Genomic DNA, 24,702 nt, shown 5'->3' on the forward strand with positions numbered 1-24,702 from the left:
CCCAAAAAGTGAAGATGACGCTGACGAAGCGGATTCCGAGTACTTTCCGGGGGCCCCGTAAGAAGGGCGAGCGCAGATTCGTTTCGGATTCAGTTTTCAGGAATCAAATTCCTGAACGATTTTAAGCTGCATGTCCTTTCTAAGGATTGATATTTTGCGGGAGTGATCTCACAGATGTCCACGCAGCGCAAAAATCATGTTTGGTGGCGATAGCGGAGGGGTTCCACACGTACCCATCCCGAACACGACCGTTAAGCCCTCCAGCGCCGATGGTACTTGGACCGAAGGGTCCTGGGAGAGTAGGACGTTGCCAAGCGCATGAGCCATTGTTGAGCAATCGACAGTGGTTTTTTTGCGTGCAGGCAGGGCTGTGGAAAAGCTGTGGATAGATTTCAGTAAGTACAGAAAAGTTGCGCACATGTGGATACCTTTGCAGGAACGAATTGATCCCCGGATTATGGGAACATAACGCATAATATTGTGGATGAGTCAAGCGAAAACATAAGTAATACACCGATTTTGTGGATAAAAAGTGAATATTGTGGATAGATAAAACGTATTCGTGGATAACTCATTTCAGCCGGAAAGAATCTCTTTCCGGTTTTTTGCGTTGCTGTGCAAAAGCTGTGGATAACTATTCTTTTTGTAGCTGATGGCAAGCCTCTATTAGCATCTGGCGGCTTCGCTTGTTATACTCTCTATTAAGCAAATAACTGGAGCTAGTTTATGAAATGTAACGGGGGGAACAGAATGGAAATCAGGCAATTACGTGCCGGAGAATTTGAGGACAGCCTGAGCTTGTCCGAATATGCTTTTAAATATAAGGTTTCAGCAGAAGATAGAGTACGTGCCAAGGAAAAATTCAAACCGGAACAAACCTGGGCGATTTTTGAAGGGGACAGCATCGGTGCGAAGCTGACGCTTCTTCCGTTACAGGTATATATACAAGGCAAGCCCGTTTCTATGGGGGGCATCGCCGGTGTAGCGACTTGGCCGGAGAACCGCAGGCAGGGGTATGTGGCCCATCTGCTGACCCATGCGCTCCAGACCATGAACGAAGCCGGTCAGACATTGTCCTTTTTGCATCCGTTCCTGATTCCCTTTTACCGTAAATTCGGCTGGGAGATCTATTGTGAATATAAGAAGTACACTCTTCCGGTAGGGAAGTTCCCGCACAAGACGGAGATTAAGGGCAGCGTGAAGCGCGATACTCCTGATTTTGCAGTATTCCAGCAGCTGTATGATCAATTCGCCATGAGGTATAACGGGAGTCTCCAGCGTACTGAGACCTGGTGGAAGGAAAGTGTGCTTGATGATGATACGCATTCCTGTGTGTTTTATTCAGAGGAGGGTGAACCGGAAGGCTATGTGCTGTATAAAATAGTGCAGCAGGAGCTGGTCATAGATGAGTTCATCTATGGGAACGAGCTTGCCCGCCAGGGCTTGTGGACCTTCCTTGCCAATCATGACTCCATGATTACGGCTGCGCAGCTGAAGCTGGTGCCTGCTGACGACATTCTGCCTTTTCTCCTCCCTGATCCGCGGATTGAACAGGAGAATTATCCATACTTCATGGCGCGAATCGTCAATGCTAAGGCTTTTGTGGAGAGCATGACCTTCAATGTGCCGGAGGGTGACCGGGAGCGGGTGCTCTATATTGAAGATAAGCATGCGCCCTGGAACAACGGGTTATGGCGGTGGACGGTGTCGGAGCAGGGGGAGGCGACGTTTATCCGGATTCAGGGCGAGCGGTCAGACGCTGACCTGGAATGTGGTATCGGCACGCTTACTGTGCTGCTGATGGGATACAAGCGTCCGCTTCAAGCGGCAAAGTACGGACAACTATCCGGGACTGCTGAGGCGACTGCTTGGCTTGAAGCGCTGATTCCGCAGGCTGAGACGGCATTATTCGATTTTTTCTGACAGCGAACGGCTCTTCTTCTTTCCTTGGAAGCGGAGGAGCTTTCCTATACATAATGCCCAAGTTCAGTGAACTAAGCAGGCAACCGGAATACATTACAGCCAAAAAGTAAAAAATAAGAGTAACCCCTTGGAATTCAGTGAGAATATGTTATAATATGAAAAAGTCAAAGAAAGTCAAAGTCAACGCAGGCCGGATAGGATCGTTCTCAGGAATGTAACATTTAGAGAAAAAGCGCAGTGCAGAGGCTATTGCAGCCGATTCTTATTGCATTGCCAGGGTTAAGTTCTTAAGAGCATGTCACTGGGCGGCAGGCGTTGGCGCAGCACAGATTTAACCAATGCTTACACACTGGAGGATGAGTGATGCGTAATATCTCCGATATTATTGAACAATATCTGAAGAATATTTTGCATGAAAGTCCCGAAGGTACGGTGGAAATTCAGCGCAATGATCTGGCGGACCAGTTCTCCTGTGTCCCGTCACAGATCAATTACGTCATCAGCACACGGTTCACATTGGAAAAGGGATATGTGGTGGAGAGCAAACGCGGCGGGGGTGGATATATCCGGATTCAGCGCTATGAGCTGCCTCAGAATGTGGCCTTATACGCACATCTGAACTCCACGATAGGGAATGATATTGATCAGAATTCTGCCGAAGGGCTGATTTATCAGCTGGAGGAGGCCCGTTTCCTCTCCAAACGTGAAGCGTGTCTGATGCGGTCTGCGGTTTCCCGGGAATGCCTGACGGTTAATCTGCCGTACCGGGATGAGATTCGTGCCAAGCTTATGAAGGCTATGCTAATCTCTTTATTGGGCAAATAATTTGTCAAATGGTAAGGAGGGACACCGCTCATGCTATGCCAGGAATGCGGCGTCAAACCGGCTACACTCCACTTCACGAAGATCGTGAACGGGGAGAAGACGGAATTTCATATTTGCGAAAGCTGTGCGCGGGAGAAGGGTGAACTGATTCCCGGAACTGCGGGCGGTTTCTCTATCCACAGCTTGCTTTCCGGTCTCCTGGATCTGGAGGGCTCGGGCAAGGGCAAATCAGCAGCAGCACAAAGTGTGCAGGGTCTGCATTGTGAAAACTGCGGCATGACCTATTCACAGTTCAGCAAGCTGGGACGGTTCGGCTGCAGCTCCTGCTATAAGTATTTCGACAGTACGCTTGACCCGCTCTTCAGACGGGTGCATGGCAGTACAGCACATGTCGGCAAGCTTCCTAAGCGGGCTGGAGCACAGATTATGTGCAAGCGCCAGATTGATGAGCTGAAGCAGGAATTACAGCAGAGTATTGTGCAGGAGGAATTCGAGACCGCAGCTGAGCTGAGGGACAGAATCCGCAAGCTTGAAAAAGAAATGCCACAAGAGTAAAGTCTTTGATATATAGGGGGGATCAGGCATGTCAAGTCTCCGGTATACCGAACAAGCACTTAGTGAATGGATGCGCTGCGGCGGCAGTCATTCGGAGATTGTCATCAGCAGCCGTATGCGTATCGCCCGTAATCTGGAGCATCTTCCGTTCCCGCTGCTCGCTTCAACAGAGCAGTCGGAGGAGGTGCTGGAGCAGCTTGCCCCTGTATTTCAGGGCGATGCCTCTGCAGATTTCGGCAGCTTTGAACTGCTGAGGCTGGATGAGCTGGGTGAGTTGGACAAAAAAGTGCTGGTGGAAAAGCACCTTATCAGTCCTAATCTGGCGGATGATTCCAAAGGCGGGGCAGTCATTCTTAATGAGGACGAGTCGGTCAGCATTATGATTAATGAGGAGGATCATCTCCGTATTCAATGTCTGTTCCCTGGACTGCAGGTCAGAGAAGCATGGGTGAGGGCGACTGCCATCGATGATATTTTCGAGGCTGCTGTCAATTACGCCTTCGATGACCGCAGAGGATACTTAACAAGCTGTCCCACCAATGTGGGAACAGGGCTAAGAGCATCGGTTATGGTCCATCTGCCGGCCTTGGTGATGACTCATCAGATCAACCGCATTTTATCTGCGGTTAATCAGGTGGGGCTTACCGTTAGAGGAATTTATGGTGAAGGCAGCGAAGCAGTAGGGAATATCTTTCAGATCTCGAACCAGATTACGCTGGGACAGACCGAAGGTGAGATTATTGAGAATCTTCACAGTGTAGTCACCCAGATTATAGAGCATGAGCGAAATGCGCGTGAACGCCTGCTGGCGGATTCCGCATTGCGGATTACGGACCGTATCAAGCGCTCCTACGGAATTCTGGCCTATGCTGCTGTGATGGAACTGAAAGAATCGGCACAGCGGCTCTCCGATCTGCGGCTTGGTGTAGATCTGGGGATTCTGGAAGGGCCTTCGATTTCAGTGCTCAATGAGCTGAATGTAAAGACTCAGCCGGGCTTTCTGCAGAAGCTGTTCGGTGACGAGCTGTCGCCTACTGAACGCGATATGTACCGGGCGAAGCTGCTCCGGGAGACACTGGGATCACAACATTAATTATAGATATTTATTATCCGTGGAGGTGCAGGAGATATGATGTTTGGAAGATTTACGGAACGCGCACAAAAGGTGCTGGCGCTGGCGCAGGAAGAAGCCGTACGTTTGGGACACAACAACATTGGGACAGAGCATATTTTACTCGGACTGATTCGTGAAGGAGACGGCATTGCCGCTAAGGCATTGATCGGACTTGGTCTGGGTCTGGAGAAGATACAGGATGAAGTGGAAACGCTGATTGGCAGAGGTCAGGAACAACCGACCAACATCGCTTATACTCCTCGTGCCAAGAAGGTAATCGAGCTGTCCATGGACGAAGCCCGCAAGCTGGGTCACACGTATGTGGGAACAGAGCATATCCTGCTCGGTCTGATCCGTGAGGGAGAAGGCGTAGCAGCCCGTGTGCTAAACAATCTCGGCATTAGTCTGAACAAGGCCCGCCAGCAGGTATTGCAGCTCCTTGGCAGCAGTGAAGCCACCTCCAGCCACAGCGGAGCTCCGGCTAACGTCAGTACGCCAACATTGGACGGTCTGGCCCGTGATCTGACGGCTTATGCCAAGGATGGTAACCTCGATCCTGTGATTGGCCGCAGCAAGGAAATTGAACGTGTTATTCAGGTGCTCAGCCGCCGGACCAAGAATAATCCGGTACTGATCGGTGAGCCCGGGGTTGGTAAAACGGCGATTGCCGAAGGTCTGGCCCAAAAGATCATCAACAATGAAATTCCGGAGACACTGCGCGACAAACGTGTCATGACCCTTGATATGGGTTCTGTAGTGGCCGGTACGAAATATCGCGGTGAGTTCGAAGACCGCCTCAAAAAAATCATGGATGAGATTCGCCAAGCAGGCAATATCGTGCTCTTCATCGATGAATTGCATACGCTGATCGGAGCGGGGGGGGCGGAAGGCGCAATTGATGCCTCCAACATCCTGAAGCCTGCCCTGGCCCGTGGTGAGCTGCAGTGCATCGGTGCTACAACGCTTGATGAATACCGCAAATATATTGAGAAGGACGCTGCCCTGGAACGCCGCTTCCAACCGATCACGGTGGATCAGCCTTCGCCTGCAGAAGCTGTTCAGATCCTGTTCGGCCTGCGTGACCGCTATGAAGCCCATCACCGGGTGAAAATTACGGATGAAGCCATTGTGGAAGCTGTTAAGCTGTCGGACCGTTATATTCCAGACCGCTTCCTGCCGGACAAGGCGATTGACCTGATTGATGAAGCGGGCTCCAAGGTCAGACTGAATTCTTACACCATTCCGCCGAATCTGAAGGAACTCGAAATGCGTCTGGATGACATCCGCAAGGAGAAGGATTCCGCAGTACAGAGCCAGGAGTTCGAGAAGGCTGCTGCACTGCGCGATACCGAGCAGAAGATTCGTGAAGAGCTGGATACTACGAAGAACCAGTGGAAAGAAAAGCAGGGCCGCACCGATTCCCAGGTTACACCTGAGGATATCGCACAGGTGGTGGCCAGCTGGACCGGCATTCCGGTCAGCAAGCTGAAGGAAGAGGAGACGGACCGTCTGCTGAATATGGAAGCTCTGCTGCATGAACGTGTTATCGGCCAGGATGAGGCCGTTAAGGCGGTAAGCCGGGCACTCCGCCGGGCGCGTGCGGGGCTGAAGGACCCGAAACGTCCGATGGGCTCCTTCATCTTCCTCGGACCTACCGGGGTTGGTAAAACCGAGCTGGCGCGGGCGCTTGCCGAAGCAATGTTCGGCGACGAGAATGCGGTCATCCGCATCGACATGTCGGAGTACATGGAGAAGCATTCCACCTCCCGTCTGGTCGGAGCGCCTCCGGGGTATGTCGGGTATGAAGAAGGCGGACAATTGACAGAGAAGGTGCGCCGCAAGCCGTACTCGGTTGTCCTGCTGGATGAGATCGAGAAAGCCCACCCTGAAGTATTCAATATTCTGCTGCAGGTGCTGGAAGACGGCCGTCTGACCGATTCCAAAGGCCGCGTGGTCGATTTCCGCAATACCCTGATCATCCTGACCTCGAACGTCGGGGCACAGGCAATCAAGAAGAATTCGACGCTTGGCTTCACGGCCGTTCAAGATGCAGGCGCCGATTACACCAATATGAAGGGCAAGGTTATGGAAGAGCTGAAGAAGAGCTTCCGGCCTGAGTTCCTGAACCGGATCGATGAGATCATCGTCTTCCACTCTTTGGAGGAGAAGCATATCGCAGAGATCGTTACCTTGATGTCCGACGAGCTGCGCAAGCGTCTGCGTGAGTATGATGTAGACTTCCTGCTTACCGACGGGGCCAAAGCGTTCCTGGCCAAAGAGGGTTATGATCCGGCCTTTGGTGCCCGTCCGCTCCGCCGGGCGATTCAGAAGCATATCGAAGACCGCCTCTCCGAAGAGCTGCTCAAAGGCAACATCAAGAAAGGGGATTCCCTTAACATTGATGAGGTGAACGGCGAACTGGTCGTAACCACCGTTGAAGCACCGGCCGAAGTCTCCCTGGAGAAAACAGTCGAAACTGAATAATTGTTCCGGAAAATGAAACAAAGCTCTCGCTCCTCCGTATAGAGGGGCGGGAGCTTTATTTGTTTCCTCTCCCCAGGCATGCCTAACCATGCCTAAAAAAAGACGCAAATGAAAACTAGATCTTAAGTGTCCTTCCGTTCAGTGTGCAGAAATGGTAAACTTTGAATAAGAGTAAAATATCCGCAATTTTAGCAAGTTCGGACGGTAAGGAGTGCACATGGCTAAACCTAAAACAAAATTTTTCTGTACCGAATGCGGCTATGAATCACCGAAATGGTTCGGGAAGTGCCCGGGGTGCCAGGAATGGAACTCGATGGTAGAGGAAACGGAAAGCGTCGTCAAAACACAAGGCATGAATGCACCTATTTTTCAGAGTAAAGAAAAGGCGCAATCGATCATAAATATAGAAAGTGACAAGGAGCCGCGTATTCTGACGGGCATCGGCGAACTTAACCGCGTGCTTGGCGGCGGGATCGTACCCGGCTCGCTGGTACTGGTTGGAGGCGACCCCGGAATCGGGAAATCGACCCTGCTGCTGCAGACCTCGCATGCCTTGACTACACAAGGGCTGCGCGTGCTGTATATCTCGGGGGAAGAATCTGTGCGGCAGACCAAGCTGCGGGCTGACCGCCTCGGAGCGCTGTCTGCGGAATTGTATGTTCTGTGCGAGACCAACATGGAGAGCATTGAGGAAGCCATTGAGCAGATTCAGCCTCAATTTCTGGTCATTGACTCGATTCAGACTGTATTTATGCCGGAAGTAACCAGTGCGCCGGGCAGTGTAGCACAGGTGCGGGAATGTACAACAAGATTCATGCGGATTGCTAAGATCCGGGGAATTGCTACGGTGCTTGTAGGGCATGTAACCAAGGAAGGTGCGATTGCCGGCCCGCGTATGCTGGAGCATATGGTGGATTGTGTCCTTTATTTTGAAGGGGAACGCCATCATACCTACCGTCTGCTGCGGGCAGTGAAGAACCGCTTCGGCTCCACCAACGAGATCGGGATCTTTGAAATGGGGGAAATCGGGCTGACTGAGGTGGAGAACCCGTCGGAGCTGTTCTTGTCCGAGCGCCCGCTTGGAGTGGCCGGGTCAGCGGTGGTCGCCAGCATGGAGGGTACAAGACCGGTTCTTGTTGAATTGCAGGCGCTGGTTGCTTCGACACATTTCCCTTCGCCCCGCAGAATGTGCACAGGTATGGATCATCAACGGATGGCGCTGATCATTGCTGTACTGGAGAAGCGGATGGGCATGTTCCTGCAGAATCAGGACGCTTACCTCAACGTTGCGGGAGGGGTGAAGCTGGATGAGCCGGCGGTGGATTTGGCTGTCGCCATCAGCATTGCCTCCAGCTTCCGTGATTTTCCGACCAAGCCGTATGATGTGTTTTTCGGGGAGGTAGGGCTTACCGGTGAGGTGAGAGGGGTATCACGCGCAGAGATGCGGGTGAAGGAGGCGGCCAAGCTTGGCTTCCGGCGGGTCATTATGCCCGAGAAGAGTCTGAAGGGCTGGAAGCATCCGCAGGATATTCAGATTATAGGCGTCAGCACAGTAGCACAGGCACTAGCGGTCGCGTTAGATTAGGGGGCACAGGGACATGAAAGAATATAATCCATCAGATAATATGAATGATCTGCTTAGAATGGCTGCACCCGGAACACCCTTCCGGGAAGGGCTGGAGAATGTGCTTCGCGCGAAGACCGGAGCACTGATTGTTGTCGGATATAGTCCGGAGGTTATGGAGGTTGTCGATGGCGGCTTCTCCATTAACTGCGATTTTTCGCCAAACTATTTATACGAGCTGGCCAAAATGGATGGAGCGATTATTCTAAGCGAGGATCTGAAGCGGATTCTGTACGCCAATACGCAGCTGATTCCCGATTCCTCCATCTCTTCGATCGAGACAGGAATCCGGCACCGGACGGCTGAACGTGTAGCGAAGCAGACCGGCAAGCTCGTCGTTTCCATTTCCCAGCGCCGGAATATTATTACCCTGTATCAGGGTTCCATCCGTTACGCGCTCAAGGAAATTGGCGCCATTCTGGCCAAGGCCAACCAGGCGATTCAGACTCTGGAGAAGTACAAAGCCGTTCTGACCCAAGGGCTGACCAACCTGTCCGCTTCCGAATACGAAGGGATTGTGACTGTGGCCGAGGTCGTCGGTGTAATCCAGCGCGTGGAGATGGTGCTGAGAATCAAAATGGAAATTAAGCGTTACATCAACGAGCTTGGCAATGAAGGCCGGCTGATCAGTATGCAGATGGAAGAATTGGTTGGAAATACAGAGGAAGAAGCATGGTTGCTGTACAGAGACTATGCCAGAGAAGAGCAGGAGGAGAAGATCCGTGAGATCATTGCCGGGCTGAAGCGCAGTAGCGATGATGAACTGATGGATGACAACCACATTGCCCGCCTGCTGGGCTATTCCTCAACAGCCATTTCCTCCGAAGAAGCTGTGACTCCGCGCGGTTACCGCCTGCTGAACAAGATCCCAAGGCTGCCGAATGTAATCATCCACAACTTGGTGGAACGCTTCGAAATGCTGCCTAACCTGATGACGGCAAGCATAGCTGAGCTTGATGAAGTAGACGGCATTGGCGAGGTTCGGGCACGTAATATTCAGGACGGGCTGAAGCGGCTCCAGAAACAAGTTCTTATTGACAGACAAATGTAAATACCATACAATCACGTAATGTTGCAGTCCCATGCAGTACAAGTAGGAAAATTGAGGTGAAGAAATGATACAAAAATCAATTCCAAGTCTTTTTACGATAGGTAATCTGATGCTTGGAATGTTTGGTATCATGATGGCGTTTGACGGTAAGCTGAGCATGGCCGCTATCATGGTGATTATCGCGATGCTGCTCGATGGGCTGGATGGCCGTATGGCCCGTGCGCTGAAATGCGAGAGTGAATTCGGCAAGGAGCTGGATTCTTTATCCGATGTCGTTTCGTTCGGAGTCGCACCGGCGCTGATTATGTATTTAACAAGTCTGCAGGAGCTGAATCCTGCACTGGGGTGGACGGTCACAGCGATCTTCCCTGTATTCGGAGCCTTGCGTCTGGCCCGGTTCAATGTCCGTCCGGGGATTCCCGGATATTTCGTAGGATTGCCGATTCCTGCTGCAGGCGGGGTTCTGGCCACGCTTGCACTTTTCCATAAGGATGTATCTGCACCATTCATGATTGTCGCTACCCTGCTGCTGTCGTATCTGATGGTCAGCACAGTGAAGTATCCCAATTTCAAGAAGATCGGTTTTCCCAAAAAAGCAGTTATTGGCGCACCTGTAGTTATCGTGATCGCTGTAGCTGTTGCGGTGGTCTTCCCTGAACAGATTGCCAAGCTGATCTTTGGACTGCTGGCGCTGTATGCTTTGTATGGCTTTAGACAGAGCTTAGGACTATTTAAGGTACGGCGGCAACGCCGCCGCAGAAGACGCGCGGAAGATAAGGTATATCATTCCAAGAATGGTTAGTACAAAAGGCATTGCCTTTCCTGAATATCAGGAGAGTGCAATGCCTTTTTGCTGCCTGCGGGAAGGGAAGTATACGGAATACGGCCCTTCGGAGCTGGCGGAATGGATGAAGGAGAGCACGGACGGTCTGCTCAGGACAAGTTGAACAACCCGAGTGTTGCGCATTTCTGCGATTCCTTGGCGACAACCTCGTCCATATTGATAGCAAGCAAATTGCAGAGTGCAGACATGTAGAACAGCTCGCGGCCCAGCTCGGAGCCAATGACCTCGCGGCAGTTCTCACACAGCTCTCCTGCCAGATGAGTCCCGGCAAGCTCTTTGGCTTGCTCAAGTCCCAGAGTCGGCTCGAAGACCTGCTTGGTGGCATGCAGCTGAATGCAGCCGCATTCGGTAATGGCTTTGACGACAGCCCGGTTGACGGAAGCACTGCTCTGTCCGTTCTTGGACATTACATCCAGAAGACTACGGTGACGGAGCAGCAGTTCGGAGACTTGATCCTGAAAGGCCTGTAAACTTGGTGCGCTCATTTTCCATTCACCCCTGGGTTCGAATTGAGTTCATTATATGCCAGGGCCTCCCTCATTTTCAACCAAGAATAGCAGTTTACGGCAATAGAGGCGACTGGAAATTCCGGGCTTGCAGAAAAAATAACGTTTCCTCGGATTATTGTCCTAAAAATTGGAACATACTGGTGAGGTATAGAGGATTGATGGATGAATAAAAGGAGGTGCGAGGTTATGTGGAAAAAGTTTGTTTTGATACTTGCCGGGTGTTGTGGAGCCTGGTCCGGTTATTCGCTATATCACGCGGCAGAAAGAGGGTTCCCGGCAGGCCTTGGGAAACTGGAGAATAGCTTGCCTATGGAAGGAAGCATTTTGTTTGCGGTGCTGGGTGCCATTATTTTTCTGATTGCGGGGACTTTATGCGCGGAATGGGCAAGTTCAAAGCTGCGGGAGATGGTTGCGTATTGCTCGCGTATCCCGATGAATGAGCTTGCTGCAGGCGCAGCAGGGCTTACGGGAGGTCTGCTGCTGTCTCTGCTGCTGTATCCCGCTATGTCCTGGCTGGGCAAAGCAGGGGAACTGCTGCAGGTAGCTGCTACGCTTGCTCTGGGTTATATAGGCTTGCGGATCGGTCTGGAGAAGAAGGAGGAGCTGGCTTCCTTCTGGAATACGGGACGCTGGGCACGCGCCACTGAACCGGAGGAGCGTGGAACTCAGGAGCATAAGATCCTGGATACCAGCGTGATTATTGACGGACGGATTGCTGACATCTGTAAAACCGGCTTCATCGAAGGCACGATTGTTATTCCTGAGTTTGTATTAGAGGAGCTCCAGCATATTGCGGACTCATCAGATCTGCTGAAGCGTAACCGCGGGCGCAGAGGGCTCGATATTCTAAATAAGATTCAGAAAGAGCTGGACGTCAAGGTGCTAATCTATGAAGGGGATTTCGAGGAGATCTCGGAAGTGGACAGCAAGCTGGTCAAGCTGGCGAAAGTACTGCACGGCAAGGTCGTTACCAACGACTTCAACCTTAACAAGGTGTGTGAGCTGCAGGGTGTGTCGGTGCTGAACATTAATGACCTGGCAAATGCAGTGAAGCCGGTGGTTCTGCCGGGCGAAGAGATCATTGTTCAGGTGATTAAGGACGGCAAAGAACATGGACAAGGCGTAGCTTATCTGGACGATGGCACGATGATTGTGGTGGAGGGCGGCCGGGATTATATCGGCACTACGATGGAGGTTCTGGTGACGAGCGTGCTGCAGACATCGGCAGGACGGATGATTTTTGCCAAACCGAAGCTTCTGGAAAAAGCACAATAAGTTCAGCCCTGGTCTCCGGCAGCACCCTTTCGGGCTTGGAAATGCCAGTCAAACACGTTATGATGGGAGTATACGTGAAAGAAAGACAGGAGCCGAAAGCATGTCAAACAGTGTTGGCGTCGTTATCGTAGCGGCAGGCAGAGGAACCCGGATGGGAACGGCAGAGAGTAAGCAATATTTGCTGCTGCAGGGCAAGCCGATTATTGTGCATACCCTGGAGGTGTTCCAGCGGAATAAGCTGATCTCCGAGATTGTGCTTGTCACCGGGGAAGAGGATGTGCAGCGCTGTAAGCAATGGGTACAAGCCTTCAAGCTGGACAAGGTGGTTGCGGTCATTCCCGGGGGGACGGAGCGCCAGCATTCGGTTCGCCGCGGACTGGAGGAACTTAAGACCCATTGGGTCATGGTTCATGACGGGGTACGGCCATTCGTGCAGGACAGCGAGATAGAGGCTTGCTACGAGCGGGCGCAGTCCGCCGGAGCGTCGGTGCTTGCAGTACCGGTTAAGGATACGATTAAGCAGGTAGACAGTGAAGGCAAGGTGCTGTCAACGCCGGACCGGCGAAGTCTGTGGGCGATTCAGACCCCGCAGACTTTTCGTTTGTCCGATCTGCTGTCGGCCTATGAGCAGGCAGAGCGGGACGGTTTTCTCGGAACCGATGATTCCAGTCTGGCGGAACGCAGCGGGATTACCGTGTCAGTTGTAGAAGGAAGCTATATGAATATTAAGATCACGACGCCGGAGGACCTGGATTTCGCTGAATTCACAGTAAGAAGCAGGGGAGAGGAACACAGATGATTGCTGTAGGACAAGGATTTGATGTACACCAGCTGGTCGAGGGAAGGCCGTGTATTATCGGCGGAGTTAGTATTCCTTATGAAAAGGGGCTGCTGGGGCATTCCGATGCGGATGTGCTGCTGCATGCTGTAAGCGACGCTATACTGGGAGCGCTGGGCCTTGGGGATATCGGCAGACATTTTCCGGATACAGACCCGGCCTTCAAGGATGCTGACAGCCTGAAGCTGCTGGAGCAGGTATGGGCACTTGCGCGTGAGCGCGGATACCGGCTGGGGAATATTGATTCAACCATCATTGCGCAAAAACCGAAGATGGCACCTTATATTCCGCAGATGACGGAGATTATTGCCCGTACACTGGGTGCTGACGCAGCGAAGGTGAATGTAAAAGCAACAACGACTGAGCAGCTTGGCTTCGCGGGGCGCGGAGAGGGAATTGCCGCCCAATCTATTGTCTGTCTGCTGCAAGATGTGATATCATCGTGAGATGGCTTTAGCGCAAGTAAAGGCCTAATTTTAACCAATATGAAGCGGAGGGAAACCCATGGCGGATCAAGTTCGGGTGCGTTACGCACCGAGCCCTACGGGACATTTACATATCGGAAATGCCAGAACAGCCTTGTTTAACTATCTGTTCGCCCGCAATCTGGGCGGCAAATTCATTATCCGGATTGAAGATACAGATCTTAAGCGCAACATTGCAGAGGGTGAAGAGAGCCAGCTGAAGTATTTGAAGTGGCTGGGAATCGATTGGGATGAAAGTGTGGATGTGGGCGGCGAATACGGGCCTTACCGCCAGACTGAGCGTCTGGATCTATACCGTGTCTACTGGCAGGATATGCTGGACCGCGGCCTGGCTTACCGCTGCTATTGCACGGAGGAAGAGCTGGAGGCTGAACGCGAGGAGCAGACGGCACGCGGCGAAACCCCGCGGTATTCCGGCAAACACCGTAATCTGACCGAGGAGCAGCGACTGGCCTTTGAGGCAGAGGGCCGCGTGGCCAGCATCCGGTTCCTTGTGCCGGAAGACCGCACTTATACCTTCAATGATATCGTAAAAGGCAGCATTTCGTTCAACAGCAAAGAAATGGGCGACTTCGTCATCGTGAAGAAGGACGGTATTCCGACCTATAACTTCGCCGTAGCGGTGGACGACCATCTGATGGCTATCTCTCATGTGCTGCGCGGAGAAGATCATATTTCCAATACCCCGCGCCAGCTCATGATTTATGAGGCACTGGGCTGGGAAGCTCCGCTCTTTGGCCATATGACGCTGATTGTCGGCGATGATCATAAGAAGCTGAGTAAACGGAATGAATCGATCATTCAGTTTATCGAACAGTACGATCAGCTGGGCTACCTGCCGGAAGCTCTGTTCAACTTCATCACCCTGCTGGGCTGGTCGCCTGAGGGGGAAGAGGAGATCTTCACCAGGGAAGAGCTGATCTCGATCTTTACGGCAGACCGCTTGTCGAAAAGCCCGGCAGTGTTCGACACGAACAAGCTGGCGCATTTGAACAATCACTATATCAAGCATGCCGATCCTAAGCGGATTGCGGCACTCGCCATTCCTCATTTGCAGAAGGCGGGCCGTCTGCCTGAGGTACTTAATGAGGAGCAGCAGAGCTGGGCGGAGAGCCTGGTTGCGCTGTACCAGGAGCAAATGACAGCCGCATCGGATATTGTCGCGCTCTCCGAGCTATTCTTCCGAGGCCATCTGGAGCTGGAGACCGAAGCGGCAGGGGTGCTTGCCGAAGCTCAGGTTCCTGAAGTGCTGTCTGTATTTCTGGCCAAAGTGGAGGCTGCCGAAGACTTCAGCGCTCCGCATATGGCTGTTCTGATCAAGGAAGTGCAGAAGGAGACCGGACACAAGGGCAAAGCGCTGTTTATGCCGATTCGTGTCGCTCTTACCGGACAGATGCATGGCCGTGACTTGAATGCAACGATTGCGCTGCTCGGCCGCAGCCGGGTGATTGAACGCCTGAAATCACAAATCAAAGGCGCTTAGGCAGGGACATGCAAGGGGAGAGACCCTTGTCAGTTCTGCGTCTTTTCGCTAAGATAGAAGAATATACGAATAGCTGGGATCAGGAAAAGTAGGCGTATCCGGACAATTACCAGAGAGAATAACCGCTTAAGGGTGAACGCCCTTGCAGGCTGGGAGTTATTCATTTGTCTGCCGCTGAAGATGCACCTGTGAGCTGCATGGTTGAACGTCCCTGTGCGGGGCTGTAGATTGTGCCGGGCTGTCGCCGTTACAGACACCAAGAGGAACACCGGGTATAGGGGCTGCGAAGTTTAACAGCTCTCACGTATTCGAATGTTCAAGCAGAGTGGGACCGCGGTTAAACGTCTCTGCAGCTATCATGCTGCAGGGGCGTTTTTTGTTGAAATATAAGAATGCATCTCAAAGAAGAGGGGAACCGTGATGTTTAAGCATATCAAGTCGGACATACGGGCAGTATTCGACAATGATCCCGCCGCCCGCAGCAGGTTCGAGGTCGTCTTCACTTACGCCGGGCTTCACGCGATATGGGCACACCGGATGGCCCACTCTTTTTACAAACGCCGCTGGTTTACCCTGGCACGCATAGTCTCGCAGATCAGCCGGTTCATGACGGGAGTGGAGATTCATCCGGGCGCGGTCATCGGCAGTCGGTTGTTTATTGACCACGGAATGGGTATTGTCATTGGTGAGACCTGTGAGATTGGCGATGATGTCATTATCTATCAGGGCGTTACACTTGGGGGAACCGGTAAAGAGAAGGGCAAGCGCCACCCTACCGTCGGCAACAATGTAGTCATCGGCTCTGGTGCCAAAGTACTGGGTTCCTTCCGGATCGGCGATAATTCTAACATCGGCTCTAACGCAGTTGTGCTGCGTGAAGTGCCTAACAACAGTACAGTAGTCGGCAATCCCGGGCGTGTGGTCAAGCGTAACGGGGAACGTGTATCCGACCGGCTGGATCATACCAAGATGCCAGACCCGCTGATTGATTCCCTCAAGTTCCTGCAGAAGGAAATCGAGGAGCTAAGAGAACAGATGGGTGCTGAAGATAAGCAGAAGAAGGAACAGCGGCGGCTCGAAAGCCAGCAATATATCGGTGATTACGAAATTTAAAAGCACCGGCATTTCAGGAATCCGGGGACTATAGAAAGGGTTGGGACAAGAATGGCTTTGCATATTTACAACACAATGACGCGCACGAAGGAAGAATTTGTACCGCAGGAGCCGGATAAGGTGAAGATGTACGTCTGCGGACCCACGGTCTACGGCTATATGCATATCGGGAATGCAAGACCGGTCATCGTTTTTGACATGGTGCGCAACTACCTGGAGGCGCTTGGTAATGAGGTCCGCTATCTGACCAATTTCACCGATGTGGATGATAAAATGATCCGCAAGGCAGAGGAGCTGAACATCACCGTAGCCGAGGTTGCCGAAATGTTCATTGCCGCCTACCAGGAGGATTTGGCCGGGCTGGGCGTGAAGCCGGCGACGATGAATCCGCGCGTTACGGAGAGCATGGACACGATTATCGAGTTCATTAAGGAGCTTGAAGATAAAGGCTACGCGTATGAGAACGGTGGAGACGTGTATTACCGTACCGGCAAATTTGCCAATTACGGCAAGCTGTCCCGCCAGAATCTGGAGGAGCTGCGCTTCGGTATCCGTGTCGAGGTGGATTCGCGCAAGGAGAACCAGGAGGATTTTGTACTCTGGAAGGCAGCCAAGCCGGGCGAAGTACACTGGTCCAGTCCATGGGGTGAGGGCCGTCCCGGCTGGCATATTGAATGCTCGGCGATGGTGCGCGAATATTTGGGAACGACGATCGACATTCACGGCGGCGGAGAGGATCTGAAATTCCCGCATCATGAATGCGAATGTGCCCAGACTGAAGCGCTGACGGGTGAACCGCTGTCGAATTACTGGATGCATAATGCTTTTCTGAATATCGGCGATGAGAAAATGTCAAAATCACTCGGAAACGGTCTGCTCGTAAAGGATATCCGTGCGCGCTTCAAGCAGGGGGCTATCCGTTACTTCATGTTATCCAGCCATTACCGCAATCCGCTGAACTTCACCGAGGAAGCCCTGCTGTCTGCTGAGAAAAGCGTAGAGCGGATCGCTCTGGCCGAAGGCAATGTGAAGCACCGCCTTGAGCTGGCGGCGGATGGGGCAGAAGGGGAGGCCAGTCTGCAGGTTACAGAGCGGTTGACCGCTATCCTTAGCAATTTCCACGCCCGGATGCAGGATGATTTTAATACACCGGATGCCATTACGGCGGTGTTCGACTGGGTGAGCCTGGCGAATCTTACGCTTGCTGATCCTGAGGCGAATCCGGCTGACTTCGCCGCATTGCTGAAGGCTTTTGCCGAGATGAATGCTGTACTTCGCCTCACGGTAGAGACTGAGGAAGAAGTGGCGAGCGAAGAGGTGGAACGTCTGATTGCAGAGCGTGCGGAAGCGCGCAAGAACAAGAACTGGAGCCGGTCGGATGAAATCCGGGATGAATTGAACGCGCTCGGGATTCTGCTGGAAGATACTCCACAGGGAATGCGGTGGCGGCGTAAATGAACGGGCTGTTTGATCTGAACCGCGCATGGTTTCCGTATGAACCCTCCAAGCCTGTCCATTTGCTGCCGCCTATCGTGCTTGCGTATGCCGGGGATGCCATCTATGAAGTTGCAGTCCGGCAGTATCTGATCTCGCTGCCTAATCTGCGCCCCCAGCATCTGCACCGGTCAGCGACCGGGCTGGTATCCGCCAAAGCGCAGAGCACCATTCTCGCTTTTCTGGACCCGGTGCTCACCGAGGAGGAGAAGGATGTGGTACGGCGGGGACGCAACGCCAAATCCGGCAGCATTCCCAAAAATGCGGATGTGCTGGAATACCGCCACGCCACCGCTTTTGAATGCATGATAGGCTATTTATATTACACAGGACAGCAGGCGAGAATCCAGGAGCTCGTTCACAGCAGTATCGAATATATGATGCACCGCCCCAAGTGAGTATACAGAACAGGAGATAAAACAATGGAAGAATTGAGAACTGAAGAGGAAATACTGGCAGGCAAGCATTCGGTGCTTGAAGCCCTAAGAGCGGGACGGACACTCAACAAAATCTGGATCGCCGAGACCGCGCAAAAGCATCTGACCGCACCTATCGTTGCGGAAGCGCGCAAGGCGGGCATTGTCATTCAGCATGTGGACAAGCGCAAGCTGGATCAGCTCGTACCGGGCGTTCAGCATCAGGGAGTGGTGGCGCAAGCGGCGCCTTTTGCCTACACGGAGGTTGCTGATATTCTGGCCATAGCTAAAGCCAAGGGAGAACCGCCGTTTCTGCTCCTGCTGGACGAAATTGAAGATCCGCATAACCTCGGGTCTATCCTGCGTACGGCTGACTGCACAGGTGTGCACGGAGTCATCGTGCCGAAGCGCCGCTCCGCGCAGATTACAGCCACCGTATCCAAGACCTCGGCTGGTGCAGTCGAATATGTGCCCGTGGCCCGCGTAACGAATCTTGGACAGACCATTGACCGGCTGAAGGAGCTGGGAGTCTGGGTAGTCGGCACGGATGTGGATACCGATCAGAATCTGTTCGGATCGGATATTGTTACCGGACCGGTAGCCGTGGTGATCGGCAATGAGAATAAAGGGATGGGCCGCCTGATCCGTGAGAAATGCGATGTGCTGCTTAAGCTGCCGATGGCCGGGAAAATCAACTCTCTGAATGCTTCGGTGGCAGCGGGGGTAATCATGTACGAGGTACTCCGCCGCCGCCAAGAACAGGGATAACTATGGCAGACTGGCGCGATATCCTGCTCGTGGACGGATACAACATGATCGGCGGCTGGCCGGAGCTTGCGGCCTTGTCGCAGACCGGTATGCAGGGGGCACGCGACCGGCTGCTCGATATGCTGGCCGATTATCAGGCGTTCTCCGGGCTGCGCGTCATTGCTGTATTCGATGCTTACCGGGTGCCGGGACTGGGCAGATCGTTCGAACAAGGGAAAATCCAGGTCTTCTTCACCAAGGAGAAGGAAACGGCAGATGAATGCATCGAACGGCTCGTTGGGGAATTCACGCACCGCCGCAGACAGATCTCGGTAGCCACCAGCGATTTTGTGGAGCAGCATGTCGTTTTTGCCCAGGGCGCACTCCGGATTTCGGCCAGGGAACTGAGGCTTGAGATTGAGGAGAGCCAGAAGCAGGTGAAGAAGGCCATCGAGCCGGGAAGCGTGAGCGGTACCCGTCACTCGCTGGAAGACAAGCTGCCGCCGGAGACTCGTAAACGGCTGGAGGACTGGCGTAGACAGTAGGACAGGAATAGTAGTTGGCCCTTACAAGAAAATGACATAATATGTTATTGAAGATTGTTTTTGGACAAATCCGGTTGACGGTGTAAGGTAACATAATATATACTGTTCCTATATTTCGAGAAGTAACGATGTGTCTTGCGTTGCAGCCGGGGGGATTCTTGGTGAGTGTCGACCTCAAGGAATTAATGCTGTCCGAGTATGATTTCATAAGTGATGAAGAAATTGTCGAGATCTTCCGTAGTGGCGACAGTGGCGCATTGGAGCATTTAATTAACAAGTACCGTAATTTTGTGCGTGCCAAGGCCCGTTCCTATTTTTTGATCGGGGCAGATCGTGAAGATATTGTGCAGGAAGGCATGATTGGCTTATACAAGGCCATCCGTGACTTTAAGGGTGACAAGCTGTCATCGTTCAAGGCCTTTGCCGAGCTGTGCATTACCCGTCAGATTATTACCGCCATTAAGACCGCTACCCGCCAGAAGCATATCCCGCTTAATTCATACGTCTCGTTAGACAAGCCCATTTATGATGAGGACTCCGACCGGACATTGATGGATGTGATATGCGGAAGTCAGGTGCTGGACCCGGAAGAGCTGATTATCAACCAGGAGGAGTTCATCGGACTGGAAGATAAGATGGCTGAAATTCTGAGTGATTTGGAACGTAAGGTTTTGATGCTCTATCTGGACGGACGGTCCTATCAGGAGATTGCCGAGGATTTGAAGCGGCATGTGAAGTCCATTGACAATGCTTTGCAGCGAGTGAAACGCAAATTGGAAAGATATCTGGAAGTGCGTGACAATTAATGATATAATGACTAGGAAGGCTCGGGACTCGAGTCTTTTTTTAGTGTCCGCTAGATTTGGATACGGCGAATTTGCGACAGGTTAAGCGTTGGTGGATGGCAGGTTTATACACAAGCGAATTGCAGCATAATGAGTATGGAAGACAGCTAGCGGTAATTGAAAAAGCAGGATCAAAGATGACTTATGGCATAAGGCTACAGCACCCGGAATTACCCAGTGCGATGGGGGAAACTTTCGTTGACACAGACATTGATATTATGCTAAAGTGTTTTAGGTAGGCCTAAATTCGCGGCTTTTTTTTGAATCAATATCTACGTCTTCTAATTTGATGATTAGAAGTACGTCTTCGGGAGGTGCACATCATGCGGGTAATTATCACTTTGGCTTGTACAAGTTGCAAACAAAGAAACTATGCAACAACCAAAAACAAGCGAAATCACCCCGACCGCTTGGAGATGAAGAAATTTTGCAAGTTCTGTAACGAGCAAACTCCTCATCGCGAAACCAGATAGTCTTTTGGAGGTGTAGTCGGCGTGAAACGTAGTTTCAAGTCTTTGTTTTCCTTTTTCACTGAGAGCTGGAGTGAACTCAAAAAGGTTCGCTGGCCTAGCCGTAAAGAACTGAAAAACTATACATTGATCGTTCTCGGTACAATTGTAGTTATTTCTCTTTACTTCTGGGTTCTGGACATCGGTATTTCCGCTGTGATTGAAGCGATTATTTAGAGAGGTCCCAGGTGGCTTGATATGGAAAAAAGATGGTACGTTGTTCATACCTATTCCGGGTATGAGAATAAGGTCAAGGCCAATTTGGAAAAACGCGTTGAGTCCATGGGCATGGAAGACAAAATATTCCGCGTTCTTGTTCCTATGGAAGAAGAACTGGTAAACAAGGATGGCAAGAAAAAAACTGTCATGCGCAAAGTTTACCCTGGTTACGTTTTGGTCGAAATGGTTCAGACTGATGATTCATGGTATGTTGTCCGCAATACGCCGGGCGTTACCGGATTTGTCGGTTCAACTGGTTCGGGCTCTAAGCCTACCGCTCTGCTACCCGAAGAGGTTGAACAGATTCTGAAGCATATGGGCATGGTTGAACCTAAAGCGAAGATTGATTTCGAAATTAAGGAATCCGTACGTATTATGGTCGGTCCATTTGCGAATTTTGTGGGCTCCGTGGAAGAGATTTTGGCAGACAAAAGCAAGATTAAGGTACATGTCAACATGTTTGGACGGGAAACCCCGCTGGAGTTGGATTTCACTCAAGTGGAGAAGATATAACAAGCACAAGGGTTTCTTGTGGGAGAATGCTGTTTAGCATTCGAATACCACTATTTACGCAAGGAGGTGTCACTCATGGCTAAAAAAGTTATTAAAATGGTGAAACTGCAGATTCCTGCAGGGAAAGCGAATCCAGCGCCTCCAGTAGGTCCGGCGTTAGGTCAAGCGGGTGTCAACATCATGGCATTCTGTAAGGAATTCAACGCTCGTACTGCCGACCAGGCTGGCCTGATCATCCCGGTTGAAATTACAGTATTTGAAGACCGTTCGTTTACCTTCATCACCAAAACTCCTCCGGCTGCTGTTCTGCTTCGCATCGCTGCAAAAGTAGAAAAAGGCTCCGGCGAACCAAACAAGAAAAAAGTAGCGAAGCTGGGCCGCGCAGCGGTTCGTGAAATCGCTGAAACCAAAATGCCCGATCTGAACGCTGCATCTGTTGAAGCTGCAATGCGTATGGTTGAAGGTACTGCCCGCAGTATGGGAATCACAATCGAAGACTAATAAGTATTCGATGAACCGGTCATTCATGACCGCAATATGTGGGAGGAATTTCCGCTAATACCACAAAGGAGGAACATTTCATGGCTAAACATGGTAAGAAGTACCAAGAATCCGCGAAGCTGATCAACAGCGAAGCGACTTACGAGCCTTCAGAAGCTGTAGAGCTTGTGAAAAAGGCGGCAACTGCCAAATTCGACGAAACCGTTGAAGCAGCAGTTCGTCTGGGTGTAGACCCGCGTAAACAAGACCAGGCAGTTCGTGGTGTTGTTGTCCTGCCTCACGGCACAGGCAAAACACAACGCGTGCTTGTATTTGCAAAAGGTGAAAAAGCGAAGGAAGCGGAAGCTGCTGGCGCTGATTTTGTTGGTGATGCTGACATGATCAACAAGATTCAACAGGGCTGGTTCGAATTCGACGTCTGCGTAGCTACACCTGACATGATGAGTGAAGTCGGTAAACTGGGTCGTCTGCTCGGTGGTAAAGGTCTCATGCCTAACCCTAAAGCAGGTACAGTTACTTTCGACGTTACCAAGGCTGTTCAAGAAATCAAAGCCGGTAAGATCGAATACCGTCTTGACAAAGCGGGCCAAATTCATGCGCCAATCGGCAAAGTGTCTTTCAACGCTGAACAATTGAACGAGAACCTTAAAGCTCTTATGGACGCTCTGAACCGTGCGAAACCGGCTGCTGCCAAGGGTGTATACCTTAAAGGCATCGCTATTTCGTCCACAATGGGACCTAGCGCTCGTGTAAACGCAGCTGCTTTCAGATAATTAAAGGTTGACTCCTAGAGTAATCTTTGATAATCTATAACAGTTGTGAACATTAAGGTGATCAATCTTAAATGTGAATATGCTTACCGTAGACAGTAGGTGCCGTAGGGCTTAATTTCCTACCGAGGTGTTGTGATAGAAACAAAAAGTGCCAGGCTCGCCTGATTAACTTTCCGTTTTATCAAGCCTTCGTGAATCTGCGGAGGCTTTTCTAATGCCTGCGTAGGAACGGCGCGGTTTCTCCGGAAGAATCGCCGTGACATAAATTTTCAGGAGGTGTATACAATTGGCAAATGCAAAAGTAATCCAAGCAAAACAGGATGCGGTTGATGTTGTTACCAGCAAACTGCAAAACAGTGTCTCTACTGTTGTTGCAGACTACCGCGGTCTGAACGTATCGCAAGTGACCGAACTGCGTAAGCAGCTTCGTGAAGCTGGCGTTGAGTTCCAGGTCCTGAAGAACACATTGCTTCGCCGTGCAACTGCGGCAGCTGAGCTGACTGATCTGGACGCTGTCCTGACGGGTCCTACAGCGATCGCTTTCAGTGAGACTGATGCGGTAGTAGCAGCTAAGATTCTAAATGACTTCGCTAAGAAGAACGACGCTTTGAAACTGAAAGGCGGCGTTGTAGAAGGTAAAGTTATCGATGTGGACCAACTGAAAGCACTGGCTGAACTGCCATCCCGCGATGGTTTGCTGTCCATGCTGCTTAGCGTGCTTCAAGCTCCAATGCGCAACTTCGCGCTTGCAGTTAAAGCTGTTGCTGAGAAAGAAGAACAAAGCGCGTAAGCCTTTGCTTCTGGTTTCATAATCAAGACCACAAACCAATTCAAATATAATGGAGGTTCAATCATGAGCAAAGAAACAATCTTAGAAGAAATTAAAGGCATGAGCGTACTGGAACTGAACGACCTGGTAAAAGCAATCGAAGAAGAATTCGGCGTAACTGCAGCAGCTCCAGTAGCAGCTGGCGGCGCTGTAGCAGCTGTTGAAGCTGAACAGTCCGAATTCGACGTAATTTTGACAAGCGCTGGCGCTTCCAAAATCAACGTTATCAAAATCGTTCGCGAAATCACAGGTCTTGGCTTGAAAGAAGCTAAAGAAGTTGTAGATAACGCTCCAAAAGCAATCAAAGAAAAAGTAAGCAAAGAAGAAGCCGAAGCTACCAAAGCAAAATTGGAAGAAGCAGGCGCAGCTGTAGAAGTAAAATAAGTTGATTCACTAGGTACTGCCCCGGAGCAGAAGTCATTCTCTCCGGTTCCCGCAACCCCCTTGAACTTGTTCAAGGGGGTTGCTCTATAAGGGAGCCTTGCAGGTATACGTAGTTCAATGTGAAAGGGAGGATGGTATGTCGCAGCATTATTACTCGCAGCAGCCGGAAGCGCGTCATGATAGACGGAGCATCGATACGGAGCTGAGAGGCAAACGCCTCCGCTTTACCAGCGACGCCGGTGTTTTTTCTAAAGGAGATATTGATCATGGCAGCCGTGTTCTGATTGGGGCGATGGAGATTCCGGAGGATGCGAAGGTACTGGACGTGGGCTGTGGTTACGGGCCTATAGGGATAAGTGCGGCGCATCTCGCTTCCAAGGGACATGTGACGATGATTGATATCAACAGCCGTGCGGTAGAGCTTGCCCGCGAGAATGCGCAGCATAATGGAATCCGCAATGTTACGGTGATGGAAAGTGATGTGCTATCGGCAGTAGAGGGGCAGACCTTCGATGTGATTCTAACCAACCCGCCGATTCGCGCCGGCAAGGCCGTAGTGCATGCGATTTTTGAACAGGCGTATGAGCATTTGAATGAGGGCGGTTGTCTGTGGGTTGTCATTCAGAAGAAGCAGGGTGCGCCGTCGGCGGTTGCCAAGCTGGAGAGTATGTTTCCGGTGGTAGAAGAAGTGGGGAAAGACAAGGGCTATAGAATCTTAAAAGCTCAGAAATAAATAATAATACTCATTGACATGCGATGTCCGTAGTGGTATTATTATAAAATGTCAGTATTAAGCTAGGCTCC

Annotated in this window: 28 protein-coding genes, 1 rRNA gene and 1 other annotated feature; of the genes, 28 read left to right on the plus strand and 1 reads right to left on the minus strand. The window is 51.4% G+C overall.

The annotated features are described in order from the left end of the window. The first annotated feature begins 199 nt into the window (after nt 1-199). From rrf to MKX63_RS07795, 10 genes are all read left to right on the plus strand, one after another. Nucleotides 200-316 (plus strand): 5S ribosomal RNA (gene rrf, locus MKX63_RS07750). Nucleotides 317-750: 434 nt separating this feature from the next. Further along, nucleotides 751-1,923: a GNAT family N-acetyltransferase gene (locus MKX63_RS07755; protein ID WP_341016357.1), complete on the plus strand. Its 1,173-nt coding sequence runs from the start codon at nt 751-753 to the stop codon at nt 1,921-1,923. A 363-nt stretch (nt 1,924-2,286) separates the two neighbouring features. After that, nucleotides 2,287-2,748 carry a CtsR family transcriptional regulator gene (locus MKX63_RS07760; RefSeq protein ID WP_036721901.1) on the plus strand — a complete coding sequence of 154 codons (462 nt, stop codon included), beginning with the start codon at nt 2,287-2,289 and terminating at the stop codon, nt 2,746-2,748. Between the two features lie 30 nt (nt 2,749-2,778). Further along, nucleotides 2,779-3,303 carry a UvrB/UvrC motif-containing protein gene (locus MKX63_RS07765; RefSeq protein ID WP_036721899.1) on the plus strand — a complete coding sequence of 175 codons (525 nt, stop codon included), beginning with the start codon at nt 2,779-2,781 and terminating at the stop codon, nt 3,301-3,303. 28 nt (nt 3,304-3,331) lie between these two features. Further along, complete coding sequence (locus MKX63_RS07770) at nt 3,332-4,396, plus strand: protein arginine kinase (RefSeq protein ID WP_341016358.1); 1,065 nt, start codon at nt 3,332-3,334, stop codon at nt 4,394-4,396. Between the two features lie 36 nt (nt 4,397-4,432). After that, nucleotides 4,433-6,901 carry an ATP-dependent protease ATP-binding subunit ClpC gene (gene clpC, locus MKX63_RS07775; RefSeq protein ID WP_341016360.1) on the plus strand — a complete coding sequence of 823 codons (2,469 nt, stop codon included), beginning with the start codon at nt 4,433-4,435 and terminating at the stop codon, nt 6,899-6,901. 217 nt (nt 6,902-7,118) lie between these two features. Further along, the gene (gene radA, locus MKX63_RS07780; RefSeq protein ID WP_036692317.1) at nt 7,119-8,486 is read left to right on the plus strand and encodes a DNA repair protein RadA; all 1,368 of its coding nucleotides are present in this window, start codon (nt 7,119-7,121) and stop codon (nt 8,484-8,486) included. A gap of 13 nt (nt 8,487-8,499) precedes the next feature. Then, entirely contained in the window at nt 8,500-9,576 is a 1,077-nt protein-coding gene (disA, locus tag MKX63_RS07785; RefSeq protein WP_076161525.1) for a DNA integrity scanning diadenylate cyclase DisA, read from the plus strand. A gap of 64 nt (nt 9,577-9,640) precedes the next feature. After that, a complete protein-coding gene (pssA, locus tag MKX63_RS07790) occupies nt 9,641-10,378 on the plus strand; it encodes a CDP-diacylglycerol--serine O-phosphatidyltransferase (protein WP_076081725.1) in 738 nt (245 codons plus the stop codon). Next, nucleotides 10,371-10,523 (plus strand): hypothetical protein, encoded by a 153-nt coding sequence (locus tag MKX63_RS07795; protein WP_341016361.1) that lies wholly within the window; start codon nt 10,371-10,373, stop codon nt 10,521-10,523. Before pssA ends, MKX63_RS07795 begins: the two co-directional genes overlap by 8 nt. Here MKX63_RS07795 and MKX63_RS07800 read toward each other — a convergent pair. Continuing rightward, nucleotides 10,510-10,905, minus strand: a complete 396-nt coding sequence (locus MKX63_RS07800) for a hypothetical protein (RefSeq protein WP_036692322.1) — start codon at nt 10,903-10,905, stop codon at nt 10,510-10,512. The genes MKX63_RS07795 and MKX63_RS07800 overlap by 14 nt on opposite strands. 210 nt (nt 10,906-11,115) lie before the next feature. Here MKX63_RS07800 and MKX63_RS07805 point away from each other — a divergent pair, with 210 nt between their 5' ends. From MKX63_RS07805 to MKX63_RS07890, 18 genes are all read left to right on the plus strand, one after another. Then, entirely contained in the window at nt 11,116-12,204 is a 1,089-nt protein-coding gene (locus tag MKX63_RS07805; RefSeq protein WP_341016362.1) for a PIN/TRAM domain-containing protein, read from the plus strand. A gap of 100 nt (nt 12,205-12,304) precedes the next feature. Continuing rightward, a complete protein-coding gene (ispD, locus tag MKX63_RS07810) occupies nt 12,305-13,003 on the plus strand; it encodes a 2-C-methyl-D-erythritol 4-phosphate cytidylyltransferase (protein WP_341016363.1) in 699 nt (232 codons plus the stop codon). Continuing rightward, on the plus strand, nt 13,000-13,488 hold the full coding sequence (ispF, locus tag MKX63_RS07815; protein WP_341016365.1) for a 2-C-methyl-D-erythritol 2,4-cyclodiphosphate synthase: 489 nt from the start codon (nt 13,000-13,002) through the stop codon (nt 13,486-13,488). Before ispD ends, ispF begins: the two co-directional genes overlap by 4 nt. A gap of 58 nt (nt 13,489-13,546) precedes the next feature. Further along, nucleotides 13,547-15,010 carry a glutamate--tRNA ligase gene (gene gltX / locus MKX63_RS07820; protein WP_341016366.1) on the plus strand — a complete coding sequence of 488 codons (1,464 nt, stop codon included), beginning with the start codon at nt 13,547-13,549 and terminating at the stop codon, nt 15,008-15,010. A gap of 420 nt (nt 15,011-15,430) precedes the next feature. Next, a complete protein-coding gene (gene cysE / locus MKX63_RS07825) occupies nt 15,431-16,123 on the plus strand; it encodes a serine O-acetyltransferase (RefSeq protein ID WP_341016367.1) in 693 nt (230 codons plus the stop codon). Nucleotides 16,124-16,174: 51 nt separating this feature from the next. Then, a complete protein-coding gene (cysS, locus tag MKX63_RS07830; protein WP_341016369.1) occupies nt 16,175-17,581 on the plus strand; it encodes a cysteine--tRNA ligase in 1,407 nt (468 codons plus the stop codon). Continuing rightward, on the plus strand, nt 17,578-18,015 hold the full coding sequence (locus tag MKX63_RS07835; protein WP_341016370.1) for a Mini-ribonuclease 3: 438 nt from the start codon (nt 17,578-17,580) through the stop codon (nt 18,013-18,015). The genes cysS and MKX63_RS07835 overlap by 4 nt, the downstream gene beginning before the upstream one ends. A 24-nt stretch (nt 18,016-18,039) precedes the next feature. Next, nucleotides 18,040-18,801: a 23S rRNA (guanosine(2251)-2'-O)-methyltransferase RlmB gene (gene rlmB / locus MKX63_RS07840; RefSeq protein ID WP_341016372.1), complete on the plus strand. Its 762-nt coding sequence runs from the start codon at nt 18,040-18,042 to the stop codon at nt 18,799-18,801. A gap of 2 nt (nt 18,802-18,803) precedes the next feature. Next, nucleotides 18,804-19,325 carry an NYN domain-containing protein gene (locus tag MKX63_RS07845; RefSeq protein ID WP_341016373.1) on the plus strand — a complete coding sequence of 174 codons (522 nt, stop codon included), beginning with the start codon at nt 18,804-18,806 and terminating at the stop codon, nt 19,323-19,325. A gap of 161 nt (nt 19,326-19,486) precedes the next feature. Next, nucleotides 19,487-20,131 carry an RNA polymerase sporulation sigma factor SigH gene (gene sigH / locus MKX63_RS07850; RefSeq protein WP_341016374.1) on the plus strand — a complete coding sequence of 215 codons (645 nt, stop codon included), beginning with the start codon at nt 19,487-19,489 and terminating at the stop codon, nt 20,129-20,131. A 362-nt stretch (nt 20,132-20,493) separates the two neighbouring features. Continuing rightward, entirely contained in the window at nt 20,494-20,643 is a 150-nt protein-coding gene (gene rpmG / locus MKX63_RS07855; protein ID WP_074086515.1) for a 50S ribosomal protein L33, read from the plus strand. A gap of 21 nt (nt 20,644-20,664) precedes the next feature. Further along, nucleotides 20,665-20,856 carry a preprotein translocase subunit SecE gene (gene secE, locus MKX63_RS07860; RefSeq protein WP_036692354.1) on the plus strand — a complete coding sequence of 64 codons (192 nt, stop codon included), beginning with the start codon at nt 20,665-20,667 and terminating at the stop codon, nt 20,854-20,856. 21 nt (nt 20,857-20,877) lie between these two features. Beyond that, nucleotides 20,878-21,411, plus strand: a complete 534-nt coding sequence (gene nusG, locus MKX63_RS07865) for a transcription termination/antitermination protein NusG (protein WP_020427084.1) — start codon at nt 20,878-20,880, stop codon at nt 21,409-21,411. 75 nt (nt 21,412-21,486) lie between these two features. Further along, nucleotides 21,487-21,912: a 50S ribosomal protein L11 gene (gene rplK, locus MKX63_RS07870; RefSeq protein WP_019908208.1), complete on the plus strand. Its 426-nt coding sequence runs from the start codon at nt 21,487-21,489 to the stop codon at nt 21,910-21,912. An 80-nt stretch (nt 21,913-21,992) separates the two neighbouring features. Next, nucleotides 21,993-22,685, plus strand: coding sequence for a 50S ribosomal protein L1 (gene rplA, locus MKX63_RS07875; RefSeq protein WP_036692357.1), 693 nt, complete (start codon nt 21,993-21,995; stop codon nt 22,683-22,685). A 68-nt stretch (nt 22,686-22,753) separates the two neighbouring features. Beyond that, nucleotides 22,754-22,907 (plus strand) — a sequence feature (ribosomal protein L10 leader region). Between the two features lie 64 nt (nt 22,908-22,971). After that, complete coding sequence (gene rplJ, locus MKX63_RS07880) at nt 22,972-23,475, plus strand: 50S ribosomal protein L10 (protein WP_341016375.1); 504 nt, start codon at nt 22,972-22,974, stop codon at nt 23,473-23,475. A gap of 63 nt (nt 23,476-23,538) precedes the next feature. Further along, nucleotides 23,539-23,898 (plus strand): 50S ribosomal protein L7/L12, encoded by a 360-nt coding sequence (gene rplL / locus MKX63_RS07885; RefSeq protein ID WP_036721862.1) that lies wholly within the window; start codon nt 23,539-23,541, stop codon nt 23,896-23,898. A gap of 136 nt (nt 23,899-24,034) precedes the next feature. Next, nucleotides 24,035-24,631 carry a class I SAM-dependent methyltransferase gene (locus MKX63_RS07890; RefSeq protein ID WP_341016376.1) on the plus strand — a complete coding sequence of 199 codons (597 nt, stop codon included), beginning with the start codon at nt 24,035-24,037 and terminating at the stop codon, nt 24,629-24,631. The last annotated feature ends 71 nt before the right edge of the window (nt 24,632-24,702 follow it).

This window comes from Paenibacillus sp. FSL R7-0179 (assembly GCF_038002265.1).
In the GTDB taxonomy this organism is placed as follows: Bacteria; Bacillota; Bacilli; order Paenibacillales; family Paenibacillaceae; genus Paenibacillus_AQ.

Excerpts from the sequence above, each read along its gene's own strand:
- MKX63_RS07890 (WP_341016376.1), top strand. The coding sequence starts at position 24,035 with ATGTCGCAGCATTATTACTCGCAGCAGCCGGAAGCGCGTCATGATAGA.
- ispF (WP_341016365.1), top strand. The coding sequence starts at position 13,000 with ATGATTGCTGTAGGACAAGGATTTGATGTACACCAGCTGGTCGAGGGA.
- cysE (WP_341016367.1), top strand. The coding sequence starts at position 15,431 with ATGTTTAAGCATATCAAGTCGGACATACGGGCAGTATTCGACAATGAT.
- MKX63_RS07765 (WP_036721899.1), top strand. The coding sequence starts at position 2,779 with ATGCTATGCCAGGAATGCGGCGTCAAACCGGCTACACTCCACTTCACG.
- MKX63_RS07755 (WP_341016357.1), top strand. The coding sequence starts at position 751 with ATGGAAATCAGGCAATTACGTGCCGGAGAATTTGAGGACAGCCTGAGC.
- cysS (WP_341016369.1), top strand. The coding sequence starts at position 16,175 with ATGGCTTTGCATATTTACAACACAATGACGCGCACGAAGGAAGAATTT.
- MKX63_RS07845 (WP_341016373.1), top strand. The coding sequence starts at position 18,804 with ATGGCAGACTGGCGCGATATCCTGCTCGTGGACGGATACAACATGATC.
- disA (WP_076161525.1), top strand. The coding sequence starts at position 8,500 with ATGAAAGAATATAATCCATCAGATAATATGAATGATCTGCTTAGAATG.
- MKX63_RS07800 (WP_036692322.1), bottom strand. The coding sequence starts at position 10,905 with ATGAGCGCACCAAGTTTACAGGCCTTTCAGGATCAAGTCTCCGAACTG.
- clpC (WP_341016360.1), top strand. The coding sequence starts at position 4,433 with ATGATGTTTGGAAGATTTACGGAACGCGCACAAAAGGTGCTGGCGCTG.
- gltX (WP_341016366.1), top strand. The coding sequence starts at position 13,547 with ATGGCGGATCAAGTTCGGGTGCGTTACGCACCGAGCCCTACGGGACAT.
- rplK (WP_019908208.1), top strand. The coding sequence starts at position 21,487 with ATGGCTAAAAAAGTTATTAAAATGGTGAAACTGCAGATTCCTGCAGGG.
- nusG (WP_020427084.1), top strand. The coding sequence starts at position 20,878 with ATGGAAAAAAGATGGTACGTTGTTCATACCTATTCCGGGTATGAGAAT.
- MKX63_RS07835 (WP_341016370.1), top strand. The coding sequence starts at position 17,578 with ATGAACGGGCTGTTTGATCTGAACCGCGCATGGTTTCCGTATGAACCC.
- MKX63_RS07760 (WP_036721901.1), top strand. The coding sequence starts at position 2,287 with ATGCGTAATATCTCCGATATTATTGAACAATATCTGAAGAATATTTTG.
- MKX63_RS07770 (WP_341016358.1), top strand. The coding sequence starts at position 3,332 with ATGTCAAGTCTCCGGTATACCGAACAAGCACTTAGTGAATGGATGCGC.
- rplA (WP_036692357.1), top strand. The coding sequence starts at position 21,993 with ATGGCTAAACATGGTAAGAAGTACCAAGAATCCGCGAAGCTGATCAAC.
- radA (WP_036692317.1), top strand. The coding sequence starts at position 7,119 with ATGGCTAAACCTAAAACAAAATTTTTCTGTACCGAATGCGGCTATGAA.
- rlmB (WP_341016372.1), top strand. The coding sequence starts at position 18,040 with ATGGAAGAATTGAGAACTGAAGAGGAAATACTGGCAGGCAAGCATTCG.
- ispD (WP_341016363.1), top strand. The coding sequence starts at position 12,305 with ATGTCAAACAGTGTTGGCGTCGTTATCGTAGCGGCAGGCAGAGGAACC.
- MKX63_RS07805 (WP_341016362.1), top strand. The coding sequence starts at position 11,116 with ATGTGGAAAAAGTTTGTTTTGATACTTGCCGGGTGTTGTGGAGCCTGG.
- pssA (WP_076081725.1), top strand. The coding sequence starts at position 9,641 with ATGATACAAAAATCAATTCCAAGTCTTTTTACGATAGGTAATCTGATG.
- rpmG (WP_074086515.1), top strand. The coding sequence starts at position 20,494 with ATGCGGGTAATTATCACTTTGGCTTGTACAAGTTGCAAACAAAGAAAC.
- MKX63_RS07795 (WP_341016361.1), top strand. The coding sequence starts at position 10,371 with ATGGTTAGTACAAAAGGCATTGCCTTTCCTGAATATCAGGAGAGTGCA.
- rplL (WP_036721862.1), top strand. The coding sequence starts at position 23,539 with ATGAGCAAAGAAACAATCTTAGAAGAAATTAAAGGCATGAGCGTACTG.